At 65.2% G+C, this 23,151-nt stretch carries 15 protein-coding genes; 11 read left to right on the top strand and 4 right to left on the bottom strand.

Annotation, left to right across the window (positions count from 1 at the left end):
* Positions 1-4 precede the first annotated feature (4 nt).
* The 10 genes from AC1KVE_RS14235 to fhuE all read left to right on the top strand — a co-directional run bounded on the left by AC1KVE_RS14235 (position 5) and on the right by fhuE (position 16,196).
* Positions 5-1,912 carry a type IV pilus secretin PilQ gene (locus AC1KVE_RS14235; protein WP_481092399.1) on the top strand — a complete coding sequence of 636 codons (1,908 nt, stop codon included), beginning with the start codon at positions 5-7 and terminating at the stop codon, positions 1,910-1,912.
* A gap of 292 nt (positions 1,913-2,204) precedes the next feature.
* Positions 2,205-3,224, top strand: coding sequence for an AAA family ATPase (locus AC1KVE_RS14230; RefSeq protein ID WP_166770372.1), 1,020 nt, complete (start codon positions 2,205-2,207; stop codon positions 3,222-3,224).
* A 22-nt stretch (positions 3,225-3,246) separates the two neighbouring features.
* A complete protein-coding gene (locus AC1KVE_RS14225; RefSeq protein WP_481092398.1) occupies positions 3,247-4,209 on the top strand; it encodes a DUF58 domain-containing protein in 963 nt (320 codons plus the stop codon).
* Between the two features lie 2 nt (positions 4,210-4,211).
* On the top strand, positions 4,212-4,673 hold the full coding sequence (locus tag AC1KVE_RS14220; RefSeq protein WP_481092397.1) for a DUF4381 domain-containing protein: 462 nt from the start codon (positions 4,212-4,214) through the stop codon (positions 4,671-4,673).
* Positions 4,670-5,677, top strand: a complete 1,008-nt coding sequence (locus AC1KVE_RS14215; RefSeq protein ID WP_104576749.1) for a vWA domain-containing protein — start codon at positions 4,670-4,672, stop codon at positions 5,675-5,677. The genes AC1KVE_RS14220 and AC1KVE_RS14215 overlap by 4 nt, the downstream gene beginning before the upstream one ends.
* The gene (locus AC1KVE_RS14210; protein WP_481092396.1) at positions 5,674-7,527 is read left to right on the top strand and encodes a VWA domain-containing protein; all 1,854 of its coding nucleotides are present in this window, start codon (positions 5,674-5,676) and stop codon (positions 7,525-7,527) included. Before AC1KVE_RS14215 ends, AC1KVE_RS14210 begins: the two co-directional genes overlap by 4 nt.
* Entirely contained in the window at positions 7,524-9,263 is a 1,740-nt protein-coding gene (locus AC1KVE_RS14205) for a BatD family protein (RefSeq protein ID WP_481092395.1), read from the top strand. The genes AC1KVE_RS14210 and AC1KVE_RS14205 overlap by 4 nt, the downstream gene beginning before the upstream one ends.
* A gap of 755 nt (positions 9,264-10,018) precedes the next feature.
* Positions 10,019-11,299 (top strand): dicarboxylate/amino acid:cation symporter, encoded by a 1,281-nt coding sequence (locus tag AC1KVE_RS14200; RefSeq protein ID WP_102253528.1) that lies wholly within the window; start codon positions 10,019-10,021, stop codon positions 11,297-11,299.
* Between the two features lie 252 nt (positions 11,300-11,551).
* Complete coding sequence (tkt, locus tag AC1KVE_RS14195) at positions 11,552-13,552, top strand: transketolase (protein ID WP_481092394.1); 2,001 nt, start codon at positions 11,552-11,554, stop codon at positions 13,550-13,552.
* 460 nt (positions 13,553-14,012) lie between these two features.
* Positions 14,013-16,196 carry a ferric-rhodotorulic acid/ferric-coprogen receptor FhuE gene (fhuE, locus tag AC1KVE_RS14190; RefSeq protein ID WP_104576746.1) on the top strand — a complete coding sequence of 728 codons (2,184 nt, stop codon included), beginning with the start codon at positions 14,013-14,015 and terminating at the stop codon, positions 16,194-16,196.
* A 279-nt stretch (positions 16,197-16,475) separates the two neighbouring features.
* Here the strand turns inward: fhuE and AC1KVE_RS14185 are convergent, their stop codons facing one another.
* Entirely contained in the window at positions 16,476-17,447 is a 972-nt protein-coding gene (locus AC1KVE_RS14185) for a LysR family transcriptional regulator (RefSeq protein WP_481092420.1), read from the bottom strand.
* Between the two features lie 98 nt (positions 17,448-17,545).
* Between AC1KVE_RS14185 and AC1KVE_RS14180 the strand changes: the two genes are divergently transcribed.
* Positions 17,546-18,307, top strand: a complete 762-nt coding sequence (locus tag AC1KVE_RS14180; RefSeq protein ID WP_104576745.1) for an SDR family NAD(P)-dependent oxidoreductase — start codon at positions 17,546-17,548, stop codon at positions 18,305-18,307.
* 55 nt (positions 18,308-18,362) lie between these two features.
* Here AC1KVE_RS14180 and AC1KVE_RS14175 read toward each other — a convergent pair whose 3' ends face one another.
* The 3 genes from AC1KVE_RS14175 to AC1KVE_RS14165 all read right to left on the bottom strand — a co-directional run bounded on the left by AC1KVE_RS14175 (position 18,363) and on the right by AC1KVE_RS14165 (position 23,101).
* On the bottom strand, positions 18,363-19,091 hold the full coding sequence (locus AC1KVE_RS14175) for a M23 family metallopeptidase (protein ID WP_104568049.1): 729 nt from the start codon (positions 19,089-19,091) through the stop codon (positions 18,363-18,365).
* Positions 19,092-19,093: 2 nt separating this feature from the next.
* On the bottom strand, positions 19,094-20,023 hold the full coding sequence (locus tag AC1KVE_RS14170; RefSeq protein ID WP_181097753.1) for a L,D-transpeptidase family protein: 930 nt from the start codon (positions 20,021-20,023) through the stop codon (positions 19,094-19,096).
* 363 nt (positions 20,024-20,386) lie between these two features.
* Entirely contained in the window at positions 20,387-23,101 is a 2,715-nt protein-coding gene (locus AC1KVE_RS14165) for a TonB-dependent receptor (protein ID WP_481092393.1), read from the bottom strand.
* Positions 23,102-23,151: the final 50 nt, after the last annotated feature.

Genomic DNA, 23,151 nt, shown 5'->3' with positions numbered 1-23,151 from the left:
CACGATGACGTTTTCCAATGCCCGGCGGCTGCGTCCGGTTCGACGCCACGCGGTATTCCAGGCCTGCGCGATGGGGTTCGCGCTGGCGCTGGCGAGCGGTAGCGCGTTCTCGGCGGCGGCACTGAAGCAGCCTGTGCAGGATCCGGCCAAGACCGCTCCGGCGAGCCTGGCGGTGTCCAAGATCGATTTCAAACGTGGCGAGGATGGCGCTGGCCGTCTGATCCTGCAGTTCGACGGCCAGGGCGCCAGCCCGGATCTGCGCACGCAGGGCGACAACGTGCTGGTCGACATCAGCAACGCACGCCTGCCCGCCGAACTGCAGCGCCCGCTCAACGTCACCGACTTTGCAACGCCGGTGCAGCGCGTCGAGGTCAAGCCATCCGGCTCGGGGTCGCAGCTGGTGCTGTCGACCAAGGGCGCGTTCGATTCGCTGGCCTACCAGACCGGCAACGAATACGTGGTCGAAATCACTCCGCGCAAGGGCCAGCCTGCGGTCGGTGGCGTCAGCGCCGCAGCCGTCACCCAAGCCGCCGCGCAGATCGCTGCGCGCGGTTACAGCGGCCGCCCGGTGACGTTCAACTTTCAGGACGTGCCGGTACGCACCGTGCTGCAGCTGATCGCCGAGGAATCCAACCTCAATATCGTCGCCTCCGATACCGTGCAGGGCAATGTCACGCTGCGCCTGATGAACGTGCCGTGGGACCAGGCGCTGGACATCGTGCTGCGCGCCAAGGGCCTGGACAAGCGCCGCGACGGCGGCGTGGTGTGGGTCGCCCCGCAGCCGGAGCTGGCCAAGTTCGAGCAGGACAAGGAAGACGCCCGCATCGCGATCGAGAACCGCGAGGATCTGATCACCGATTACGTGCAGATCAACTACCACAACGCGGCCGTGATCTTCAAAGCGCTGACGGAGGCCAAGGGGATTGGTGGCGGTGGTGGTGGTCAGGGCGGCGGTCAAGGTGGACAAGGTGGCCAGCAGGACAATGGATTTTTGTCGCCTCGCGGTCGCCTGGTTGCCGACGAGCGCACCAACACCCTGATGATCAGCGATATTCCGAAGAAGGTCGCGCAGATGCGCGAGCTGATTTCGCATATCGATCGGCCGGTGGATCAGGTGTTGATCGAAAGCCGCATTGTGATCGCGACCGACACGTTCGCGCGTGACCTCGGTGCGCGGTTTGGTATCGCCGGGCGTCGTCAGTATGGCGACAATACCAGTGTTATCAGTGGTAGTACTTCTAATAATGTGTCAATTATTAATGATGGAATTCATAATGTTCCCGGGGGTCTAAACTTCAACCTTCCCGCGGGTGGAGTTTTCACTACAAACACGCCAGGTGCTATTGCATACACCTTGCTTGGACGCAACTTCGCTCTCGACATGGAATTGTCGGCGATGCAGGAAGAGGGGCGAGGGGAAGTCGTTTCCAATCCGCGTATCGTTACGGCAAATCAGCGTGAAGGTGTTATCAAGCAGGGTCGGGAAATTGGTTATGTGACGATTACTGCCGCCAGTGGCGGTGGTCAGTCCCAGGCCAACGTGCAGTTCAAAGAAGTGCTGTTGGAGCTAAAGGTCACTCCGACCATCACCAATGACAATCGCGTGTTCTTGAATATGAATGTTAAGAAGGATGAGGTTGCTCGTTTCATCGTGCTCGATGGCTACGGTACCGTTCCAGAGATCAACCGTCGTGAAGTTAATACGGCCGTTCTGGTTGGTGATGGTGAGACAGTCGTTATCGGCGGCGTCTACGAATTCAATGATCGTGAGAGCATCGCGAAGGTCCCTTTCCTTGGCGACATCCCGTTCCTCGGGAACCTTTTCAAGAAAAGGGGGCGCAGCAAGGAGAAGGCCGAGTTGCTCGTCTTCATAACACCTAAGGTACTGCGTGTCGCAAGCGCTACTCCATAAGAGAAGCCGAATCGGAAAAAGGCCGCGAAAGCGGCTTTTTTCTTTATGCGGTGATTGAACGCATAGCAAGCGATACTAGGTGAGGATCGCTTTTGCTAGGGCGTGACGTTTTCTGAGGCCCGCGCGGGCGGGTACCGGTGACAGAAATGGACGCGTTTCAGCGTTCAATCCCTCCAACAAGCTATTTCAAGTAGCTAGTCGCATAGTGACGTAAGTCAAACCTGCGCCACTCACTGAACATCCCGGTGCTACTGAATGAACCAATTGCGCTCGAATCGGTCACACTGGTCCTATGAACGCACCGCCGCTGTTGCCCCCAGAAGCCGCTGCCGCGCCCGCCCAGGACCGGTTGCATCGTCAATTCACCCTGCTGCGCGAGTCGCTGGCGCAGCGCATCGTGGGCCAGTCCGCGCTGGTCGAACGGTTGCTGATCGCCCTGCTGGCCGACGGGCATCTGCTGGTCGAGGGCGCGCCCGGGCTGGCCAAGACCACCGCGATCCGCGCGCTGGCCTCGCGGCTGGAGGCGGATTTCGCGCGGGTGCAGTTCACCCCTGACTTGCTGCCCTCCGATCTGACCGGCACCGAGATCTGGCGGCCGCAGGACAGCCGGTTCGAGTTCATGCCCGGGCCGATCTTCCATCCGATCCTGCTGGCCGACGAGATCAATCGCGCGCCGGCCAAGGTGCAGTCGGCACTGCTGGAGGCGATGGGCGAGCGTCAGGTCACCGTCGGGCGGCATACCTATGCGCTGCCGCAGCTGTTCCTGGTGATGGCCACGCAGAACCCGATCGAGCAGGAAGGCACGTTCCCGTTGCCCGAGGCGCAGCTGGATCGCTTCCTGATGCACGTGCGTATCGGCTATCCACAGGCCGATGCCGAGGCGGAGATCCTGCGTCTGGCACGTGAGGCCGCGCGCGACACCCTGGAAAAGCACGAGACGGTAGCCGACAAGATCCCGCTGGAAGATGTCTTTGCCGCGCGTCGGGTGGTGCTGGACGTGCATCTGGCGCCGCAGCTGGAGCGCTACCTGATCGAGATCGTGCTCGCATCGCGCGATGCGCAGCGCTACGACCCGGCATTGGCGCGGCGGATCGCCTGGGGCGCGAGCCCGCGTGGGTCGATCGCACTGGAGCGCTGCGCACGGGCGCGTGCATGGCTGGCCGGGCGCGACTACGTGACCCCGGACGATATCCGCGCAATCGCGCCGGACGTGCTGCGCCATCGCGTGCTGCCCAGCTACGAAGCCACTGCCGAAGGCTGGGATGGCGAGCGCCTGGTCGCCGCCTTGCTGGAAAAGATTCCGCTGCCCTGATGGGGTAGCGTGTCGCCGAGGTATGCCGTCCTCTGACCAGAATCCGATGTCTTCGATGCCGTCTTCTTCCCCTGTCACCGCTCCGGCGTCGATCGCCGGCGATGGACTGCGGCCGACGCTGACGGAGCTGATCGCGCTGCGTGGCACCACGACCCATCGCGGGCAGCCAGGGCGTGGCCGCCATGGGCTGGTCGGGCCGGTACCGGCCGCAACGCGTGGGCGCGGGATGGAATACGCCGAGTCGCGCGAGTACGTGGCCGGCGACGATGCGCGGCATATCGACTGGCGCGTCACCGCGCGTACCGGGCGCGCGCACACCAAATTGTTCCAGGCCGAGCGCGAACGCTTGAGCCTGATTGTGGCCGATACCTCGCCAGCGCTCTTCTTCGGCACGCGGGTGCGCTACAAATCGGTGCAGGCCGCCCGTGCCGGCGCCGTCGCGGCGTGGCTGGCGCAACGGCAGGGCGACCGGATCGCCGCGCTGCGTGGCACTGCCAGCGAAGCGCCGATTGCACCGCGCTCGGGTCAACGCGGCGTGTTGCCGGTGCTGGACGCATTGGCGCGCTGGTACACGCAGCCGCCGTCCGGCGATGCGGGCCTGGAGGTGGCACTGGACCATGCCGCGCGGTTGCTGCGCCCGGGTGCGCGGCTGACCGTGCTGGCCGATGCGCGCAGCGCCAGCAGGATTTCTGCCACGCGCTGGTCGGGCCTGGCCCTGCATCACGAGGTGGTGGTGATCGTGCTGGTCGACCCGCTGGAGCTGGCGCCACCGGCCCGCGCACTCAGCTTCGATGTGCGCGGCGAGCGCATCGCGATCGATCTGTCCACGCAGGCCGGACGTGCGCGTTGGCAGTCCGAATTCGTGGCGCCGCTGGAACAATTGACCGCGGTCCTGCAGGCACGCGGTGTGCGCTTGCATCGCCTGTCCACCGACGATGCCAGCGATGCCTGGTTGGGCGGCAGCAGCGCCGTGCGGAGTCGATGACGATGTCGCCGCAATCGCTGCCGCTACGCGATGTCCATCTGCCGCCGTCGCCGCCATGGTGGCCGCTGGCGCTGGGCTGGTGGCTGGTGATCGCCGCAGTGGTCGTCGTGCTTGGCAGCGCATGGTGGTGGTGGCGTCGCCGTCGTCAGCAGCAGCGGCGCTGGCTGGCGGCCTTCGATGCCGAGCTGCAGCGCGCAACGACCCCCGCACAGCGTCTGGCCGCGTTGTCGGTGTTACTGCGACGCGCAGCACGCAGCGTCGATGCGCAGGCCGACCGGCTGCAGGGCGAGGCATGGCTGCAGTTTCTGGACGGGCACAAGAGCAAGACGCAGGCCTTTTCGCAGGGACCGGGGCGCGCGCTGCTGGACGGCGGTTTTCAACGTGCGCCGGCGGTGACCGGTCTGGATGCGGTGCAGGCGCTGGCGCGGCAGCGTTTTCTGAGTCTGATGCGAGGCCGGCGATGAACTGGCTGCAGTGGTCGCAATGGCAGGATGCGCTGGCGCACTGTGCATGGCCGTGGGCATGGTGGTTGATGCCGCTGCCGTTGCTGATGTGGTTCTGGCCGCAGCGCAGCGCCGATACGGCGGCGCTGCGCGTGCCTTACGCCGATCAACTGCATGCAGTTGCACAGGCAAACAGGACACCGGTACTGCGGGTGCCGCGCTGGCTTGCCTGGTTGGGCTGGTTTTTTCTGTGCGCGGCGCTTGCGCGCCCGCAACAATTGGGCGATGTGATCCAGCCGCCGCGCGAGGCACGGCAGATGATGCTGGCGGTGGATCTGTCCGGCAGCATGAGCGAGCCGGATATGGTGCTCGGCGGCAATGTGGTGGATCGCCTGACCGCCGCCAAGGCGGTGTTGTCGGACTTTCTGGATCGTCGCGACGGCGATCGGGTCGGCTTGCTGGTGTTCGGTCAGCGCGCCTACGCGTTGACGCCGTTGACCGCCGACCTGACCTCGGTACGCGACCAGTTGGCCGACAGCGTGGTGGGACTGGCCGGGCGCGAGACGGCGATCGGCGATGCGATCGCGTTGTCGGTCAAACGGCTGCGCGAGCAGAAGCAGGGCCAGCGCGTGGTGGTGTTGCTCACCGATGGCGTCAACACCGCCGGCGTGCTCAATCCGCTCAAGGCCGCCGAGCTTGCCAAGGCCGAAGGCGTGCGCGTGCATACGATCGCCTTCGGTGGCAATGGCGGCTATTCGTTGTTCGGCGTGCCGATTCCGGCCACGGGCAACGACGATATCGACGAAGACGGCTTGCGCAAGATCGCCGCGCAAACCGGTGGGCGCTTTTTCCGTGCCCGCGATACCGAAGAACTGGCCGGCATCTATGCCGAGCTGGATCGGCTGGAGCCGGTCAAGGCGCTCGGCCCCTCGGTGCAGCCGCGCGTGGAACGCTATTACTGGCCGTTGGGCGCTGCCATCGTGATTGCGCTGCTGGCCTATGTGTTGCCGCGGAGATGGCGATGAACGCGCTGACCGAACTGGCAGGCTGGCTGCAGTCGCTGCATCTGCTGCGCCCGGGTCTGCTGTGGGCGCTGCTGGCGATCGTGCCGGCGGCAGTGCTGTGGCAGTTGCGTCGACGCGCTGCGGACGTGTGGCGGCAAAGCGTGGATGCGCATCTGTTGCCGACCTTGCTGGTGTCCGGCAGTCGGCGTGGATGGCTGGGATTCGTGCTGGCTGCGCTGACCTATGCGCTGGCGGTGCTGGCGATGACCGGGCCGAGCTGGCGGCAGACCGAGCGGCCGGTGTATCACTCCAGCATGCCCCTGGTGGTGGCGCTGGACCTGTCCTCCAGCATCACCGCCAACGACCTGCCGCCGTCGCGTCTGCTACAGGCGCGGGCCAAGTTGGCCACGTTGTTACGCAAGCGGGCCGGTGGCGAAGTCGCATTGCTGGTCTATGCGGGCGAGAGTTTCACCGTTGCGCCGTTGACCGAAGACACCGCCAACGTGGCGTTGTTTCTGGATGCGTTGTCGCCATCGGTGATGCCGGTGGACGGCAAGCGCGCCGATGCGGCGATCGACGCGGCCACGCAGTTGCTGCTGCAGGCGGGTTTCAAGCAAGGCGACATCCTGCTGGTCAGCGACAGCGCCGATCGTGCGGCCGGAAGTTCCGCACGGTTGGCGCGCTCGCGTGGATTCAGCGTGTCCGCGCTCGGCGTGGGGAGCACGCGCGGCGCGGCCTATCGCACCACGACCGGTGAGATTGCGCAGACAAAACTGGATGAAGGCAGCCTGCGCGATCTTGCCGGGCAGGGCGGTGGTCGCTATGCGCGCATCACCGCCGACGATGCAGACCTGCGTGCACTGGGCGTGCTCGACCCGGCGCAACAGCCGCTGGCCGATGAAGCTGCCGAGTCCACCGGCGGCAAGACCTGGCTGGACGAGGGCTACTGGCTGCTGCTGCCGGTGATGCTGTTGGCACTGCTGGCGTTCCGGCGGCGTACGGTTGTGGCGATCCTGGCCCTGGTGTGCGTGTTGCCATTGGCCCAACCCGCGCATGCTGCCGACGGCACCTTGTGGCAACGCGCCGATCAGGTGCAGCAACAACGCCTGGATGCCGGCGTACAGGCGTATCGCAAGGGCGATTTCGCCGCGGCACAAAAAGCCTTCGAAAATGTGCCCACCGATGAGGGTTTGTACAACCTCGGCAATGCGCTGGCCAGGCAGGGCCAGTACGACCAAGCGATTGCGGCTTACGACCGGGCGCTCAAGCAACATCCGGATCAGCCCGACGCCATCGCCAATCGTGCGGCGGTGGAGGCGGCGCGCAAGCGCCAGCAGCAGAATAACAAGGACGGCAAGGGCAAGGACGGCAAGGGCCAGTCCGACGACCAGAAGCAATCCGGTCAGAACGGCTCCGGCCAGAATCAGTCCGGGCAGAACAAGCAGAACGCTCCAAAGCCTGGCCAGGACGGGCAAGGCAAACAGGACTCGCAGGGTAGACAGGACGGCAAGGATCAGCCGTCCGCGCAGACGCCGCAGGATGCAGCCTCGCAGAACCAGCAGTCCAAAAACGGCCAGGGCGAGCAGAGCAAGCAGGACGCAGCGCCGAAATCGGCCGATGCCAAGGCGCAGCAGCAGGCCGATGCCGCGCAGCGGCAAAAGATGCAGCAGGCGATGGCGCAGGCTGGCGACAAGGGCGCCGACGCAAACGGCAAGCAGGCCGCCGCGGCAACGGCGAACGAAACGCCGGAACAACGCGAGCAACGCCAGGCGGTGGATGCCTGGCTGCGGCGGGTGCCGGACGACCCGGGCAGTCTGCTGCGCACCAAATTCAGGCTGGAACACGAACGCAGGCAACGGGACGGACGATGATCGGCACACACCATTTGCGCCGCGCGGCGATCGGCATGTTGACCAGCGCGATGCTGCTCACCTGTGCACCGGTGGGTGCCGTCACGCGCGCGTGGCTGGATCGCGACAGCGCCAATGCCGGCGACGTGGTGATGCTGAATATCGAAACCGATCAACGCGGTGTCGATCCGGATTACACGCCGTTGCGCAACGATTTCGCGCTGGGGGCCAAGAGCGCCAACCAGCAGATGCAGGTGACCAATGGGTCGGTGACGGTGCGCGCGCTGTTCGGTGTGGTGTTGACGCCGCGCAAGAGCGGCGAGCTGATCGTGCCGGCGATCCGCGTGGGTAACGAGCGCACCGAACCGTTGCGGCTGCAGGTGGGCGCGTCGGCAAGCGATGCCGGCAGCAGCGCGTCCGGCGCAGCGGCGGCGGCGCAAGGCAACGAGGATGCCTTCGTCCAGACGCAGGTGGACGATCCGCAGCCCTATGTGCAGCAAAGTGTGGGCGTGGTGGTGCGGCTGTATTTCGCCACGCAGCTGGCGTCCGGCGAGCTGGATCTGGAAGCGCCCGATGGTGCATCGCTGCAGCGCATCGGCGACGACGTCAGTTCGGTCAAGGTACTCAATAACCGCCAATACAACGTGGTCGAGCGGCGCTATCTGCTGGTGCCCGAGCGCAGCGGCCGCCTGGTGTTGCCGTCGGCGCGCTTCAATGGTCGCTCGGTCGGCGGCTTCTTCGACGACTATTTCGGTCGTGGCAACGGCGAGCTGAGCGCACGCAGCGCCAGCATCCCGCTGCAGGTACGCGCACAACCGGCCAACGCGCCGCAGCCGTGGTTGCCGCTGCGCAGCCTGCAGTTGCGATATACGACCACGCCGCAGCGCGCCACCGCCGGTGAAGCGGCCCAGCTCGTGGTGGAGGCCAGCGCACGCGGCGCCACCCAGGCGCAGTTCCCCGAATTGCCGACCCCGAGCGTGCCCGACGCGCAGGTGTTCGCCGAGCCGCCGCAATACGAAGAACGCTTCGTGGATGGCTCGCCGCAGCTGCGGCTGACCCGCCGCTATTCGATCGTGCCCAACCGCGCCGGCCCGCTGGTGGTGCCCGGCTTGCAGGTGGCGTGGTGGGATGTGGGTGCGGCGGCAGCCAAGACCGCGGCGTTGCCGGACCTCACACTCGACGTGGCGGCAGGCAGCGGCGCGTTTGCGGCGCCCGCGCCAGCGCCAACGCCTGCAGCCAATCCATCACCGGATAACGCTGCGCCAACCGCTGCGGCTGGCACGCTGAGTCTGCAGCAGGCTGCGGCCACGCAACGGCCTTGGGGCTGGATCGCTGCGGCGATCGGCTTTGCGCTGCTGTGGATTGCCACCCTGGTGTGGGCCTTGTTACGGCGTCGCGGCGGTTCGCATGGCGCGCCGGTGATCAATGCCAGCGATGCAGCTGCGCCCGGCCGGCGTGTGACGCACGGTGTGGCCGAGCTGCGACGCGCGCTCGATACCGGCGGCATGGACGACGTGGCCGCGGTGCTGTGCGGCATGGCCGGCGTTACCGATATCGACAGCGTGCTGGCAGCGTTGAGCGACCCGGCGCAGCAGGCGGCGGTGGCGCAGATGCAGCGCGCCCGCTGGGGTGGCGATGGCGACGTGACCAGTGCACGTTCGGCATTGCGCGAGGCCTTTGCCAAGGGCCCGCGTTGGCGGCATGCCACGGCTGCGGAGCCGGAGGTCTTGGCGCCGCTGTATCCGCCGGCGCCTTGATCGGTTTCGCTGCATCGGCGGCAGCGGGCGAAGGGGCAGGTTCTTGATGGTCGGCATGCTGTGCCCCGCTTTGACGCGTTGATTCCGGTTGCATCCTGATTCTTCACCTGTGCTGCTTGAAGCAAGGAGTTGGGTCTGTGACCTGGCTGCAAGGCCCTTGCCCGCCCACCCTCGCGGGACACGCCGCAAGTACGTCCTTGTAGGCTCTTACGCGGCATCCATGCCGCGTAAGGTCCCGCGACGGTGGGCGGGCAAGGGCCAGTCGAGATGGTCGGTGTGGTCGGTTGCAAGCAGAGCATGATGCGCTTGGACAGTGTGGAGAGATCAGTTGCAGAGCGACGGATCTGCGACTTCGCTGCAGGGCCCTTGCCCGCCCACCATCGCGGGACACGCCGCAAGTACGTCCGTGTAGGCTCTTACGCGGCATCCATGCCGCGTAAGGTCCCGCGACGGTGAGCGGGCAAGGACCCGTCGGGATGGTCGGTGTGCATGGTTGCAAGCAAGAGCTCATGGCCGGATTCCACGGCGTCCCAAAGGCGTTTGGGCATCGCGCCTCGGTACAGGCAGTTCCAAATATCGGCTGTGCCCGCCCCACGATGAGCGCGCCAGATGTGTTGAACGCTCCAGCGCCCGTATCGGCTGACGTGGAGGTGCACCTACCCTCGGGCAGGCGCACCGCGGCAGGCCGGGTAGGTGGCCGCGTCGATGGCGTTTGTTAAGCTCCGGGGCTTGTGTCCAGATCAAGGCCCGACCAGATGACTGCATCCCCCGCCGCACGCCGCCCGGGCCTGCCCCTGCATTGGAAGATGGGCATTGGCTTCGCCGTCGGTCTGCTGCTGGGTCTGGCCGTCTACTACCTGGCCGGCAGCGATGCCGACTGGGTGCGCGTGGTTACCAAATACGTCACCACGCCGTTCTCGCAGATCTTCCTCAATCTGATCTTCATGCTGATCGTGCCGCTGCTGTTCTCGGCATTGGTGATGGGCATTTCCGAAATGGGCGACATCCGTGCGCTCGGGCGTGTGGGCTGGCGCACCCTGGGCTACACCGTCGTGCTGTCCGGCGTGGCGGTGTTGCTGGGGCTGGTGCTGGTGAATGTGCTCAAGCCTGGTGCCGGGGTGGACCCGCAGCTGGCCAACCAGTTGATCCAGCAGAACGCCGAGCGCACCCGCGAGATCATCTCCAGCTCCGGCACCCAGCCGCAGGGCATGGACATGCTGTTGTCGATCGTGCCCAGCAACGTCATCGCGGCAGCGTCCAGCAACGGTGCGATCCTGTCGCTGATGTTCTTTGCGGTGATGTTCGGCGTGGGCATGGTGCTGACCGCCGACGAGAAGGTGGCCACGCTCAAGCGCGGCATCGAGGGCATCTTCGAAATCTCGATGACCCTGATCGGCTTGGTGATCCGCCTGGCGCCGTATGCGGTGGCCTGTTTCATGTTCAATCTGGCCGCGCTGTTCGGCTTTGATCTGCTGATCCGCCTGGGCGCTTATGTGGGCGTGGTGGTGCTGGCGCTGGGCCTGCACATGGTGGTCAGTTACGGGCTGGCAGTGAAGTTTGCCGGGCGTTCGCCGATCGGCTTCTTCAGGCAGACCCAGGAGGCCACGATGATGGCGTTCTCCACCGCCTCCAGTAACGCGACCCTGCCGACTGCCCTGCGCGTGGCCGACGAGATGGGCCTGCCGCCGCGGGTGTCGCGTTTCGTGCTGACCGTGGGCGCCACCGCCAACCAGAACGGCACCGCCTTGTTCGAAGGGGTGACGGTGATCTTCCTGGCGCAGTTCTTCAACGTGGACCTGAGCATCGGCCAGCAGTTCATGGTGATGCTGGTCTGCATCCTGGGTGGCATCGGCACCGCCGGCGTGCCGTCCGGCTCGCTGCCGGTAGTGGCGCTGATCTGCGCGATGGTCGGGGTCAACCCGGTCGGCATCGGCATGATCCTGGGCGTCAATCATTTCCTGGACATGTGCCGGACGGCGCTGAACGTGACCGGCGATCTGGCGCTGACGACCTTGGTTGCCAAGGGCGAGGAGTAGGGAGTCGGGAATCGGGAATGGGTAAAAGCGGGCTGTAGCGATCGGTACGGGTGATGTGAGGTCCGCTGTACCGCAGCGGTAGCCTTGGCGAGAGCGGCGTCAACCTGCAGCACTGCACCCGATTCCCGATTCCCGATTCCCGACTCCCCAATCCCCAATCCCCAATCCCCAATCCCAGCCCCCTAACGCGCTCTGTGGGAGAATAAGCGTCTCCGCTTCCAGCGGTGTTCCCCTCCGCTTCCATAGACGCCCATGACCCAGCCCACCCGCCGCCAGCTGGCCAACGCCATCCGTTTTCTCGCCGCCGATGCGGTCGAAGCCGCCAAATCCGGCCATCCCGGCATGCCGATGGGCATGGCCGATATCGCCGAAGTGCTGTGGAACGATTTCTTCCGGCACAACCCGAACAACCCGCAGTGGTTCAACCGCGACCGTTTCGTGCTGTCCAACGGCCACGGCTCGATGCTGCAGTACGCGCTGCTGCACCTGTCCGGCTACGACCTGCCTATCGAGCAGCTCAAGCAGTTCCGTCAGCTGCATAGCAAGACCGCCGGTCACCCCGAGCGCAGCGAAACCCCCGGCGTGGAGACCACTACCGGCCCGCTCGGGCAGGGTTTTGCCAATGCGGTCGGGTTCGCGCTGGCCGAGAAGTTGCTGGCGCAGCGCTACAACCGCCCGGAGCTGGAAATCGTCGACCACCGTACCTGGGTGTTCATGGGCGATGGCTGCATGATGGAAGGCATTTCCCATGAAGCCGCTTCATTGGCCGGTACCTGGGGCCTGGGCAAGCTGGTCGCGTTCTGGGACAACAACCAGATTTCCATCGACGGCAACACCGCCGGCTGGTTCAGCGACAACACCCCGGAGCGTTTCGAGGCCTATGGCTGGCACGTGATCCGCGATGTGGACGGACATGACGCCGAGAAGATCAAGGCCGCCATCGAGACCGCGCTGGAGAACACCGACAAGCCCACGCTGATCTGCTGCCGCACCAAGATCGGCTTCGGCGCACCGAGCAAGGCCGGCAAGGAATCCTCGCACGGCGCACCGCTGGGCAAGGAAGAACTCGAGGGCGCCCGCAAGGCGCTGGAGTGGCCGTACGGCCCCTTCGAGATTCCCGAAGAGATCTACGCCGGCTGGCGCGCAGGTGGCACCGGCACCCTGCGTCAGGCCGAGTGGGAGCAGCTGTTCGACAAGTACGGCAAGCAGTACGCGGCCGAAGCTGCCGAGCTGACCCGCCGCTCGCACGGCGAGCTGCCGGCCGACTTCATCGCCCAGGCCGATGCCTACATCGCCAAGGCGCAGCAGGACGGCCAGACCATCGCCTCGCGCAAGGCCTCGCAGCTGGCGATCGAAGCGTTCGCGCCGTTGTTGCCGGAACTGATCGGCGGTTCGGCCGACCTGGCGCATTCCAACCTGACCTTGTGGAAGGCCAGCAAGTCGGTGGCCACCGATGATCCGGATGCCAACTACGTTTATTACGGCGTGCGCGAGTTCGGCATGACCGCCATCGCCAACGGCCTGGCGCTGCATGGCGGCTTCATTCCGTTCGACGCCACCTTCCTGGTGTTCAGCGATTACGCGCGCAACGGCGTGCGCATGAGCGCGTTGAATCCGGCCCATGCCATCCACGTGTACACGCACGACTCGATCGGCCTGGGCGAGGACGGCCCGACCCATCAGCCGGTGGAACACCTGGCCTCGCTGCGCTACATCCCCAACAACGATGTGTGGCGCCCGGGCGATGCGGTGGAATCGGCAGTGAGCTGGAAGGCCGCCATCACCCGCAAGGACGGCCCGAGCTGCCTGGTGTTCAGTCGCCAGAACCTGCAGCACCAGCCGCGCAGTGACGCGCAGCTCAAGCTGATCGAGCGCGGCGGTTATGTGCTGGCCGATGCCGAAGGTGGTACGCCCGACGTGATCCTGATCGCCACCGGTTCGGAAGTCGGGCTGGCGGTGGAAGCCAAGCAGACCCTGGACGCGGCCGGGCTGAAGACGCGCGTGGTGTCGATGCCGTCGACCGATGTGTTCGATCGCCAGGATGCGGCCTATCGCGAGTCGGTGCTGCCCAATGCGGTGCGCAAGCGCGTGGCGGTGGAAGCAGGCGTGACCAGCTTCTGGCGCAAGTACGTGGGCCTGGATGGTGATGTGGTCGGTATCGACACCTTCGGTGCCTCGGCACCGGCCGACCAGCTGTACGCATACTTCAAGATCACCGCCGAGCATGTGGTGCAGGCGGCAAAGGCGCTGTAAAAGCGCCGAGTGGCTTCCAATGAAACGCCGGCGAAAGCCGGCGTTTTTGTTTGCGCTGCACGTGGCGACCTTGCATGTACGTATCGCCTCGGTCGGGGAAACCGAGGTTATTGCGGGGGTGGGAAGGTGCCTGGCGTGTTGCGTGAGGATCACCTGGCCGGACTTGTCCGGAAGGCCGGGCAAGCCGACGTGCCTGATGGCAGGCAGGCGACTTCATCAGCGCGCGTCGCCCGGGTGGCCGGTGCGCAGACGTTTGCCCGCCGGATCGCGGCCAGATGCCGCTGTGGCGTTCGCTCCCCGCTATCGCGATGCAGGGCGGCCTGAATTACCTGTTTAAAATGTAAATCATTCCCATTAAAATGGCGCGTTGCCACGGTCGCGTGGAACGTCCTCCCCCTTGTCTCGCCGTCGGGCAGCCTTGCCGCGACCGGTGCCCTCGACTGTCTGTGCTGGAGCTGTGATGAATCGTCCTACCGTAATGCGTCTTCTTCCCATTGCGCAGCGTCCGCGCGCGCTGTCGCATGCGGTGTTCGCCGCGCTGTGCACGTTGTCGGCAGGCCAGGCACTGGCTGAAACGCCGGCCGGCGATGCCGAGGTCACCACCCTGGACCGGCTCATCGTGCAGGGCGAGCAGGCCAAGGGCTATACGGTGGAGAAGACCACGGCCGGTACGCGCATGAACCTGTCGCTGCGCGAGATCCCGCAGTCGGTCAGCGTGGTCACGCGCGACCGCATGGACGACCAGAACCTGCAGAGCATCACCGATGTGCTCAACAACGTCTCCGGCATCTCGGTGGCGCAGAGCGACAGCGAGCGGCTGGAGTTCTACGCGCGCGGTTTCTACATCGACAACTACCAGTTCGACGGCATCCCGGCGTACATGGAGCAGGCCTGGAGCTACGGCGATTCGGCGCTGGACGTGGCGCTGTACGACCGTGTCGAAGTGGTGCGTGGCGCCACCGGCCTGCTGACCGGCTCGGGCAATCCGTCGGCCTCGATCAACCTGGTGCGCAAGCATGCGCTCAGCCGCGACTTCACCGGCACCGTGTCGGTGGGCGGTGGCGATTTCAACAAAACCCGCAGCGTGGCCGATGTCACCGTGCCGCTCAGCCCCGAAGGTACCGTGCGTGCGCGCGTGATCGGCGTGTACCAGGACGGCGAGTCGGACATGGACCGCTACGGCCTGCGCAAGAAGATCGGCTCGGCGATCATCGATGCCGACCTCACCGACAGCACCTTGCTGAGCGTGGGCTACGAGTACCAGAAGAAGGAATCGAACGATGTCACCTGGGGTGGCTTCCCGCTGTTCTACAGCGATGGCACCCGCACCAACTATGACCGTTCGTTCAACCCGGCGGCCGACTGGACGTTCTGGGACACGCGCCTGCAGCGCACCTTCGCCAGCCTGCAGCAGAGCTTCGACAACGGCTGGACCCTCAAGGCCAATCTGAGCCATGAGAAGACCGAAGCGGCCAATCACCTGTTCTATCCGTTCTATACGATCTTCGGCTTCGACCGCGCCACCGGTGGCGGCGTGGTGCCGTATTCGGGCAACTACCTGACCGAGCGCAAGGCCGATGGTGCCGACGTCTATGCGGAAGGCCCGTTCCAGCTGTTCGGCCGCGAGCATCAGCTGGTTGCCGGCGCCAGCTACAACCGCCGCGAGTACGTCAATAACGGCACCTTCGATTTCCCGGCGCCGCTGGACAGCTACCTCGGCTGGACCGGTGCCTACCCGGAACCCAACTGGAGCCCGCGCACGGTGCAGAGCACCGGCACCATCAAGCAGAAGGCGGCCTACGTGGCTGCGCGCTTCTCGCTGGCCGATTCGCTGAAGTTGCTGGTGGGCGCGCGCTACACCGACTGGCAGATCGATGGCGGCAACTTCGATGCCACGCAGGGACTGGCGCCGTTCTCCGACAGCCAGACCGAAGTCACCCCGTACGCCGGTCTGGTCTACGACATCAACGATGTGTGGTCGACGTACGTCAGCTACACCGAAATCTTCAACCCGCAGACCCTGCGCGATGCCACTGGCGGCTACCTGGATCCGTTGACCGGCAAGGGCTACGAAGCCGGCGTCAAGGCAGCGTGGTTCGACGACAGGCTCAACGCCTCGCTTGCGGTGTTCCGCATCGAGCAGGACAACCTGGGCGTGGCCACCGGCGGCTTCGTCCCCGGTAGCAGCGAGTCGGCGTATGAAGCCGCCAACGGCGTGGTCAGCGAAGGCTTCGATTTCGAGGTGTCCGGGCGGGTGACCGAGAGCTGGAACACCACCTTCGGCGCCTCGCACTACACCGCGCGCGATGACAGCGGCACCTCGATCAATACGCATTTGCCGCGCACCACCCTCAAGCTGTTCAACAGCTACACCCCGCAAGGTGCGTGGAGCGATCTGACCGTGGGTGGTGGCGTCAACTGGCAGAACCGCTCGTACTATGTGGACCCGGTCTACGGCGCCTTTCAGCAGAGTGCTTATGCACTGGTCAGCGCGTTTGCGCGCTACCGGTTGTCGCCGCAGTTCTCGGTGCAGCTCAATGTCGACAACTTGCTCGACAAGCGCTACTACTCTCAGTTCAACGGTGGCTATGGCGCATGGGGCGCCTCGCGCAACGGCATGCTGACCTTCAACTACACGTTCTGATCGCAGACCGGGCCGGGCGCGATGTCAGCGCCTGGTCTGGTGTTGCAACGATGCAGGCACCTTGCAGAAGGTGCCTGTTTTTGTGTCTGGCGCCAGCGGAGTGATCGTGGATCTGCGGCGCATGCCGCACTGCCTGCTGGTATCGGTTTGCTTCGGTGGTATCGAAGTGGCGCGAAAGCAACTGATGCTTTCCAACAATGTCGGCGCGCTACAGAGACACTTCCTGCCTACGCAAACGTACACGCGAAGACGCGCCGGTAATCGCATCGACGGTCAGGGCTACAGCGAGTCCAGATACGGTGCCATCACCTCTGCAACCCAGTCCATGAACGCACCTACGCGTTGCGGCAGATGGCGACGCTGCGCGTAGAGCAGGGTGACCGGCATCGGTTCCGGCGCGATGGCGGACAGCAGCTCGATCAAGGCGCCGCTGTCCAGGTGTGGGCGCAACGGGCTGGCCGGCGCCTGGATGATGCCCAGGCCCGCCAATGCCGCAGCAAGATAGGCATCGCCGTTGTTGACCGTCACCGGGCCGCGCATCGGCAGTAGCTGGTAGGCCGGTCCATCGCGGTACTCGAAGCCGGATGATCGCTGGCCCAGCGTCGGCACGTAATGCACCAGGTCGTGGTGAACCAGATCGTCCAGGCGCTGCGGCGTGCCCCGTCGTGCGAGGTAGTCGGCACTGGCGCAGTTGATGATGCGAAACACGCCGAGCGGTCGTGCGACCAGGTTGGTGTCTTCGAGCGTGCCCACGCGCAACACGCAATCGAAGCCTTCGCGCACCACATCGACACGGCGGTCGGTGCCGCTGATTTCCACTTCCAGCTGCGGGTGTTGCGCCAGGAACGTTGGCAATGCGGGAATCACGAAATTGCGTGCGATGCCGGAGGACATGTCCACCCGCAGGCGCCCGCGCAGCTGGCTGCGCTCGCGCTGAAACATGCTCTGCAACTCGCCCATGTCGTCGAGCAGATCGCGGCTGCGCTGGTAGAACGCGGTGCCATCGCCGGTGAGTTGCACGCGGCGGGTCGTGCGATGCAAAAGCTGCGTCCCAAGCGAGGCTTCGAGCCGCTGCACGGCGGTGGAGACGCTGGCTTTGGGCAGGCCCAGCGTTTCGGCGGCGCGGGTGAAACTGCCGAGCTCGGCGACGCGCAGGAAGGCGCGTAGCGACTCCAGGGTATCCATCGATTGGTCGACGTTCTTGAACGGTGCAATCAGGTTGGACCGATTTATGTGGCGCGGCAAGCGCAATAGTCTTGGCATGGCCAGGCAATGTCACCCCCGCCAGCGGTCGCCGACCAACTCTGTGATCGCCCCCATCGCTTCCCAACACGTACCGGAGTCCATCCATGTCGACCACCTCACCGATCACCCTGATCACCGGCGGCAGCCGCGGCCTGGGCCGCAATGCCGCGCTTGCGCTCGCTGCGGATGGCAGCGATATCGTGCTGACGTATCGCAGCCAGGCAGATGAGGCCGCTGCGGTGGTCGCCGAAATCCACACGCTTGGCCGCCGCGCGCAGGCACTGCCGCTGGATGTTGCCGACGCGGAGTCGTTCGCGGCATTCGCCGAGCAGTTGAAGCAGGTGCTGGCCGGTTGGGATCGCACGCAGTTCGATGCGCTGGTCAACAATGCGGGTACCGGGCTGCACGCGGCCATCGCCGACACCACGCCGGCGCAGTTCGACGCCCTGGTCAACGTCCATCTCAAGGGGCCGTATTTCCTGACCCAGGCGTTATTGCCGCTGATCGCCGACGGTGGACGCGTCCTCAACGTATCCAGCGGCCTGGCACGTTTCGCACTGCCCGGTGCCTCGGCTTACGCGATGATGAAAGGCGGGGTGGAGGTGTTCACCCGCTATCTGGCCAAGGAACTGGGCGCGCGTGGCATTCGTGCCAATACGCTGGCGCCGGGTGCGATCGAGACAGACTTCAACGGCGGCAGCGTGCGCGATAACGCACAGGTCAATGCGATGGTGTCGTCGGTCACGGCGCTGGGACGCCCAGGGCTACCGGACGATATCGGGCCGGTGGTCGCTGCATTACTCGCGCCGGGAACCGGGTGGATCAACGCGCAACGCATCGAGGTATCGGGCGGCATGTTGATCTGAATGCACAGGCCTGCGCATCACGTGCAGGCCTGTGTCTGCATTACCGCCTGGTGCATCACTGCAGGGTCTGGTCGCCATGCAATACGGGGTAGGGATTCAAGACCTCTCCCTTCCACCATTGTTTTTCCGGCCCCAGGCGGTGGATCTCGAAGTGCAGATGCGGTGCGGCAGGATCGGCATTGCCGGTACTGCCGACGTAGCCGATGACCTGGCCGCGCTTGATTGCCTGCTTTTCTGCCAGGCCATCTGCATACCGTTCCAAGTGTGCGTAGTAGTAGCAGTACGTGCCGTTCGGATCGAACTGGTAGACGGTCAGGCCACCGCGCTCGCTGTTGAACAGTTTCTCGACCGTGCCGTCTGCAACTGCAATGACCGGTGTGCCGGTCGGCGCAAGAATGTCGATGGCATCGTGCACGCGGCCTTCGCTGCGTGCGTCGGTAAAGGTGTCCTGCAGCTGGCCGCTGCCGATGCCTTGCACCGGAATCAGCAGGCCGCTGCCTGAACTCGCAGCTTCAGGAGCGGCTGCAGACGCAGGCGCGGCTGGCGTGTTTGCGGCGGGCATCATCTCGGTGGATGGCGACGATGCGGCAACGGCTGGATCGGCAACCGCTGGAGCGGCAGAAGGCGCTGCCATTGCCGCCTCTGCCGCATCAGACCGCGCTGTCACCGCGGGTGCAGCTGCGGACGCCGGTGCCAGCGCCGCCTGTGGCGCCTCGCGTTCCAGCCACCAATAGCCGGCTGCACCGAGCAAGACACCGACCACCAGCATCATCAGCAGTTTCATGCTTACTCCTGCATCACCACCGGCATGGACGGGCCAACCACGCTGGCCAGATTGACCACGTCCCAGTTGGTCAGGCGCACGCAGCCATGCGATTCGGTCTTGCCGACATGGCCGGGTTCCGGCGTGCCGTGCAGGCCGTAATGCGGCTTGGACAGATCGATCCACACGCGTCCGACCGGATTGTTCGGGCCGGAGGGCAGGGTGGCCTTCTGATCACCCTTCTTCGCGTCCCAGAACAGCTTGGGGTTGTACTTGAACACCGGGTCGCGCGCCACGCCCAACACCTTCCAGCGGCCGATCGGCAGCGGGTCGTGCTTGCTGCCGGAGGACACCGGGAACTGCGCATACACCTTGCCGTCGGCATCGAACAGGCGCAGCGTCGACTCGGACTTGTCGACCACCAGCTTGGCCGGCTTGGCCAGTGGCGGGACGCCGTCGATGTTCGGCACCTGGATCACGCCACCGGCCTTGCTCAAATCCACGCCGGGGTTGAGCTGGCGCAGCAGTTCCGGAGCGGCATGGAAACGCTCGCCCAGCGCCTCGTCCACCGAGGTGTAGCCCAGCGACGTCAGCTTGGCCTGTTCGGCCGGCCCTTTCGGGATCGGCTGGAACGGCCCGGCCACATCGGCATCGGTGAGCGTGTACTGCACCAGCGCCGGCGTTGTGTCGGCCTGCAAGGCCTGCCAGGTGGCGTCATCCAGCTCACCGGTGACCTTGATCTGGTGCGCTGCCTGAAATCCGGACACCGCACGCTTCTGGTTGGAGCCGCGCTCGCCGTCGATCTGTCCGGGCGAGAAATGCGCGCGATCCAGCAGCACCTGCGCATGCAGGTCCGAACGCGGGCCAGTCGGCACGACGGTCGCAGCGGGAGCTGCTGCAGGTGCCGGCGCAGGTGCGGCGGCGGGCTGCGGCGCTTGCGCCAGTGCGGACAGGGAGGTGCCCAGAGCAAGGGCGAGCAAGCAGGCGCGAGCGTAGATGCGTGGTGGCATGAGCAGGTCCGGAAGAGGCATGCGCGCACCTTGCCCGAGCCGCCTGCGTGGTCTGCGTGAAATGGCTGCACCGGGACTGACTGGGGACGCAGTCGCGATGCCGGTCAGGAGTGGATACCTGTCATCTCGCCTCCGCACAGCTGCCATAGATGCCGCTGCCTGCCGCTTCTACCCGAGCGGCAGAGAGAATGATGCACCACGCCGTAATCGATCGCCTGCATGTCAGTCAGGCGATCGATACGGATTGGTGCAGACCCGCTCCCTGCAGCTGCAGACATTGCGCCGCAGCTGTCTGCAGGTCTGCCGTCAGTAGGTGTAGCCCACCGTCAGCATGTACACCCGCCCGGTCTGTACATAGGCGCCGTCGGCGCCAGGGTCGTAGGCCATGTAGCGCTTTGACTTGCCTTGGGTTTCGTAGAACGTGGCGGCATTGAGCAGGTTCTTGGCCGACACACCGACATCGACGTGGTGCGGCAGATGATAGGTCGCAGTGAAGTCCAGCGATTTGACCGGTTGCAGGTAATAGTTGAGCCGGTCGCTGGTCAGCCCCAGCAATTGCAGGCCCGTGTAGTTGTAGCTCAGGTCGGCGCGCAGGTGCGTGTCGTCGTAGAACAGATCCATGTTGTAGATGCGCTCGGGTGCGCGTGGCAGCCAGGTTTTTTCCGGTTGGTCGCTGCGTCTGCTGTCTGCTTCGCTGTGCTGCAGCGTGAGGTTGGCGGTGACGCCGACGTTGCTCCACAGGCCCGGCAACTCCTGCAGGCGCTTGCTCGCTGCCAGCTCCAGTCCATAGAGCTTGGCGGTACCGCCGTTCTGCGGCATGGTCACCGGTACGCCGTTTTCGAAGGTGGTGCCGGTTGGTACCAGCCCGCCCAGGGTGCTGTCGTTGCTGGTCGCCGATTGCGAGGTGTAGATGAAGCCGGTGATGCGCTTGTAATAGGTCGATGCGCTGAGCACGCCGCCGCTGTGATCGTAGAACTCGGCGGAGAGATCGGCGTTGTCGGCCTTGCTCGGCTGCAGATCGGGATTGGGCCTGGAGATGCCGACCACCTTCTGGGTATCGTCGATGGTGTACACCGTCTCGCCGGAGATCAGGCCGAACGCCGGGCGGCTGAAACTGCGCCGCAACGAAGCCCGATACACGGTGAGATCATCCGGCCGATAGTTGATGCTGATGCCCGGCAGCACTTGCCCATAGGTGCTGCCGGTGCCGACGAAGCTGCCGGTGCTGCCATCGCCGCTGGATTGCCAGGATTCGGCCGCATAGCGTGTCAACTCGTAGCGCACGCCGGGCAGCACGCTCACCGAGCCGACATGCAGCGCGGCCATTGCATAACCGGAATAGATCGCCTCGGTGCTGGAGGTGGTGTTGGCGTTGTAGTCGTTGGCGGTATAGACGCCTGCGCCGTTGGGATCGTCGACGTACTTGTAGGGCAGCGCCTGCGCAAGCATCCAGTTGCGGTCCAGCAGTTTGAACGGGCCGGCGTAGCGGCCGTCGAAGGCGTGATAGGTGACGCGGCCCGGGATCGCGCTCAGTGGCGGTCCGCCTGCGGTGGGGAAGGCGTAATTGGGTCCGCCAAAATACGGCCCGTTGGTGACGAAGTTGCCGTCCTTGTGGAAGAACGGGTGATCGTAGGCGCCACGGTCGGAATGGTCGGCAGACAGGCCGAGCTTGACGCTGTCCAGCACGTCGCCATCGACCTGGTAGGTGATATCGGTGTGCGCATTGATGCGGTTGTCGTGACTGCCGGCGTCGTGCCCCTGCACCTTCCACAGCAACGACGAACCCAGGTTGTAGAAAAAGTCCTGCAAGGCAGGCGTGCTTGGCGCGATGCTGGGGTAGCGGGGGTTGCTGAGGTCGAAGGCGAAGCTGCCGGGCGTAAAGCCATACAGGCTTGCCGATACATAGTCCGGGCGGCTGCGGGTGCCGCGACCGACCGAGCTGCCGTAGTCGAAGCGCAAGCGGCCCAGCGTGGTCTGGCCTCCCAATTGCAGCGTCGCCAGTTTCTCGTCGATATCGTGCGTGTTGAAATAGCCGCCACGCACGGCGGTGGGCTGGTTGCGATAGGTTTCCAGGCGCGCGCTGGACTGGTCCTGCTGCCCGGTGACGCCGTAGCTGCCGTAGATCGCACGCGCGTACAGCGCGCTGTTGTCGCCTTGCCAATCCAGCGAGAGGTTGCCGCCGTAGCGTTCGATCTGGCTGGTGTAGAGGCTGTACTTGTAGCGGGTGCTGATCAACGGCCCGACATCGCGCAGGTCGGTTGCAGTGGCGAGGGCGGGATCGGCCGGCACGTATTTGCTGTTGGGCGCCGGCGCCTGCGCCATGTTGTTGTTCCTGCCGTAATACGCCGATGCGTAGAGGCCGAAGGCATGGCCATCGCCAAACTTCCAGGCCAGCTCCTGCTGGAAGGTGCCGCCGCTGTCCTTGCCGCCCAGCTTCGAGGCCAGCGCATTGAACTGGCCCTGCGCGGTGCTCTTGGCGTAGACATCCTGCTCAAAGTCGAAGGCATTGGGCGTGCGCATGTCGATCGCGCCGCCGATCGCATCGCCGGGCATGTCGGGCGTTGGGGATTTGGACACCTGCACCGACTGGATGCCGAACGGCGCCAGCATGTTCAACGAGATGGCGCGCGTCGACGAATCGGTTTCCGGCATGCCGAAGCCGTTGAGCGTGTAGGCGTTGTAGCTGGCGTCCATGCCGCGAATGCTGACGTAGGCGTTTTCGCCGGTGGTGGCCTGGCCCAGATGCATGTCGCTGTATGCGGACAGGCCCGGCATGTGCGACACGACATCGGCGATGCCGCCGGAGGGGATCGCATCGATCTGCTGCTTGCTCATCACGCTGTTGACGCTGCTGGACAGGCGCTGTTCGTTGAGCGATCCCGGCGCGGCGGCGTGCTTGGCCTGCACGTTGACCGAATCCAGCGTGGTGGTGCCGAGCTCCGGCGTCTCGGCAAACGCCGGCGCGGACAGTGCCAGCGCGATGGCGCAGGTCAGGCGATGGGTGGTGCGTGGGGACTGCATGCAATGGCTCGCGTGGTTGGAGAAGATGGAGTGCCCCTTACTGCGGGTGC

Source organism: Xanthomonas sp. NCPPB 2864, from assembly GCF_056675615.1.
This window is presented reverse-complemented; position numbering and strand designations above follow the sequence as displayed.

Excerpts from the sequence above, each read along its gene's own strand:
- AC1KVE_RS14235 (WP_481092399.1), top strand. The coding sequence starts at position 5 with ATGACGTTTTCCAATGCCCGGCGGCTGCGTCCGGTTCGACGCCACGCG.
- AC1KVE_RS14230 (WP_166770372.1), top strand. The coding sequence starts at position 2,205 with ATGAACGCACCGCCGCTGTTGCCCCCAGAAGCCGCTGCCGCGCCCGCC.
- AC1KVE_RS14225 (WP_481092398.1), top strand. The coding sequence starts at position 3,247 with ATGCCGTCCTCTGACCAGAATCCGATGTCTTCGATGCCGTCTTCTTCC.
- AC1KVE_RS14220 (WP_481092397.1), top strand. The coding sequence starts at position 4,212 with ATGTCGCCGCAATCGCTGCCGCTACGCGATGTCCATCTGCCGCCGTCG.
- AC1KVE_RS14215 (WP_104576749.1), top strand. The coding sequence starts at position 4,670 with ATGAACTGGCTGCAGTGGTCGCAATGGCAGGATGCGCTGGCGCACTGT.
- AC1KVE_RS14210 (WP_481092396.1), top strand. The coding sequence starts at position 5,674 with ATGAACGCGCTGACCGAACTGGCAGGCTGGCTGCAGTCGCTGCATCTG.
- AC1KVE_RS14205 (WP_481092395.1), top strand. The coding sequence starts at position 7,524 with ATGATCGGCACACACCATTTGCGCCGCGCGGCGATCGGCATGTTGACC.
- AC1KVE_RS14200 (WP_102253528.1), top strand. The coding sequence starts at position 10,019 with ATGACTGCATCCCCCGCCGCACGCCGCCCGGGCCTGCCCCTGCATTGG.
- tkt (WP_481092394.1), top strand. The coding sequence starts at position 11,552 with ATGACCCAGCCCACCCGCCGCCAGCTGGCCAACGCCATCCGTTTTCTC.
- fhuE (WP_104576746.1), top strand. The coding sequence starts at position 14,013 with ATGAATCGTCCTACCGTAATGCGTCTTCTTCCCATTGCGCAGCGTCCG.
- AC1KVE_RS14180 (WP_104576745.1), top strand. The coding sequence starts at position 17,546 with ATGTCGACCACCTCACCGATCACCCTGATCACCGGCGGCAGCCGCGGC.
- AC1KVE_RS14175 (WP_104568049.1), bottom strand. The coding sequence starts at position 19,091 with ATGAAACTGCTGATGATGCTGGTGGTCGGTGTCTTGCTCGGTGCAGCC.
- AC1KVE_RS14165 (WP_481092393.1), bottom strand. The coding sequence starts at position 23,101 with ATGCAGTCCCCACGCACCACCCATCGCCTGACCTGCGCCATCGCGCTG.